Annotated in this window: 1 protein-coding gene; it reads right to left on the bottom strand. The window is 74.6% G+C overall.

The window, feature by feature from the left end; genetic code table 11:
- Positions 1–2,187: DNA repair ATPase (locus ACFU99_RS41295; protein ID WP_384403246.1), on the bottom strand; the 2,187-nt coding region annotated here is incomplete at its 3' end.
- Positions 2,188–2,224: the final 37 nt, after the last annotated feature.

Genomic DNA, 2,224 nt, shown 5'->3' with positions numbered 1-2,224 from the left:
CCCCAGCAGCGCGAACTCGGCGGCGAACTCGGCGCGCCCCTCGTGGTCGAGGAGTTCGCGGCGGCGCGCGGCGAGGGTGGCGCGGGCGCGGTTGACGCCGCCGAGCACCTCGGCGATGCGCTCCAGGATGGAGGTGCGGACGGTCGCGTCGCCGATGTCGAGCCCCGCGACGACCTCGGTAAGGATCTGGAGGCCCTCGGTCCGCTCGTCGAGCCGCTCGCCGACGGGGGCGGCCCCGGCGACGGTGGTGATGGCCTCGGCGTCGGCGGTCAGCCGCTCGACGTCCTCCTGATACCCGGCGAACGCGTCGTCCTGCTGGAGGAAGGTGACGGCGCGCTGCGCGGTCGCGCCGATGTCGTCCGCCACCTCCGCCGCCAGCGCGTCGATCCGCTCGACGTCCACGTACCGCAGCTCGCGCAGGGTCTCCAACCTGCCTTGGGAGTGGCGGAGTTCGGTGAGCTGCGCGACCCAGGCGTCCGCGCTGCGCGGCGCCTCGCCGCGGACGCGCCGCACCAGCGAGGCGATCTGGGAGGCGGCCTCGCCGAGCGCGTCGGCGGCCTGCCGGGTGAGGTTCTGTACGGTCTCGAACTCCGCCAGCACCTGTTCCGCGGTGCCCCGCACCAGCGCCAACGGCTGCTGGAGGTCGCCGAGCGCGTCGTCCGCGAGCCAGTGGAAGCGGTCGGTGAGCCGGGAGCAAGCGTCGGTGATCGCCGCGAAGCCGGCGTGCGTGCCGGTGGGCTCGGCGGCCGTACGGGCCACGGTCAGCAGCTCGGAGATGCCGCGCACCAGGTCGGCGTTGCCCACCCGCTCCAGCGGCCCGGTGCCCGCGACCCCGGCGGCGTACGTCTCGGAGACGTACGGGCTCTGCCAGGTCTGCACGGCGTGCACGCGCGACGGCTCGTCGGCCCCGGCGCGCAGGGCGATGAGCGTGCCGTCGTCGAAGAGCGCGTAGCCCTGGCACAGCAGCGGGGTGGCGACCTCCTTGCGGATGAGGTTGTAGGACAGCAGCAGGGTGCGGCCGTCGGCGGGGTCGCGGAAGGCGTAGAGGACGTCCTCGCCGTTGGGCGAGGGGGTGGCCCCCGCGTAGCCGAGGCCGTCGGTGTCGAGGGCGTCGAAGGTGCGGGCGGCGCCGGTGGCCAGGCAGTAGCCGCCGGGGAAGATGACGCCTTGGTCGTCGGGGAGGCGCAGGCACGCCTGGCCGATGCCGTCGAGCCGCACGACGGTGCGGGTGGTGGCGTTGTAGACGAGGTGGCGCTGAACGCTCTCGTTGTACGGGCGTACGCGCAGCAGCACGAGCGGGCCGATGCGGGCGTGCTCGATGTCCGCGTCGGCGAGCGACTGGAGCGGCTCCTCGACGGGCTCGCTGTAGATGCCCTCACCGGACTCGGTGGTGTTCTCGGTCTTGACGGTGAGGGCGCCGCCGACGGTGGAGACGTAGATCCCCTCGCCGATCGCGACGTGCGGGTGACGGCCGAGCACGTGGTCGTCGCGGGTGGCGGCGGTCCACTCGATCTCCTGCGACGGCGGGTCCGTGTGGTCGCGCTCGCCGCGCGCGTCGAGGTAGCGGGGCGTGCCGTCGGCGGCGAGCTGCCAGCGCAGGACGCGCAGGTCGCCGGGGTTCGGGCCGGTGCGGAAGACGGCGAGGAGCTTGCCGTCGACCCGGCGCAGGCGGCGGAGGGCGGCGGCGCGGTAGTAGCGGTGCAGCTCGCCGAACTCGCGCTGGAAGGCGGAGTCGCGGAGCAGCTCGGGGAGGTCCTGCTCGTCGGCTTCGTCGAGAGTGATGCCCTCGCCGTCGTCCGAACGACGCAGGGTGTGCAGCGCGAAGACGTCCGCGACGGTCGTCTCGGTGTTGGCGCTGTCCGGGGTGGTGTAGCCGAGGAGGAGGCGTCCGCCGACGGCGACGACGTCGCGCGGCACGCACCGCTGCTCGGTGCGGATCTGCTCGGTGCCCAGGAGCCGCAGCTCGGTGGAGCCGAAGGTCTCCACGCGCCGCGCGTTCAGCGCCTCGGCGCCGCGGGCCAGCTCGGCGGCCTGCGCGGCGAGCCGGTCGCGCAGCACTTCGTACGTACCGACGTCGAGCCCACCGGCCGCCGCCTCGCCGGTTGCGGGCCCGCCGGTTGCGGGCCCGCCGCCCTCCCCCGCGCCGTCCTCCCGCTCCGCGCGCCCGTCCCGGAACTCGGTGTTCACGTCCGCTTCAACTCCCTGTGCTCGCGCGGTGCGCGGC

The organism is Streptomyces sp. NPDC057654 (assembly GCF_042800135.1).
In the GTDB taxonomy this organism is placed as follows: Bacteria; Actinomycetota; Actinomycetes; order Streptomycetales; family Streptomycetaceae; genus Streptomyces.
Note: the sequence above shows the minus strand (reverse complement) of the source record. Positions and strands in the feature narration are given on the sequence as shown.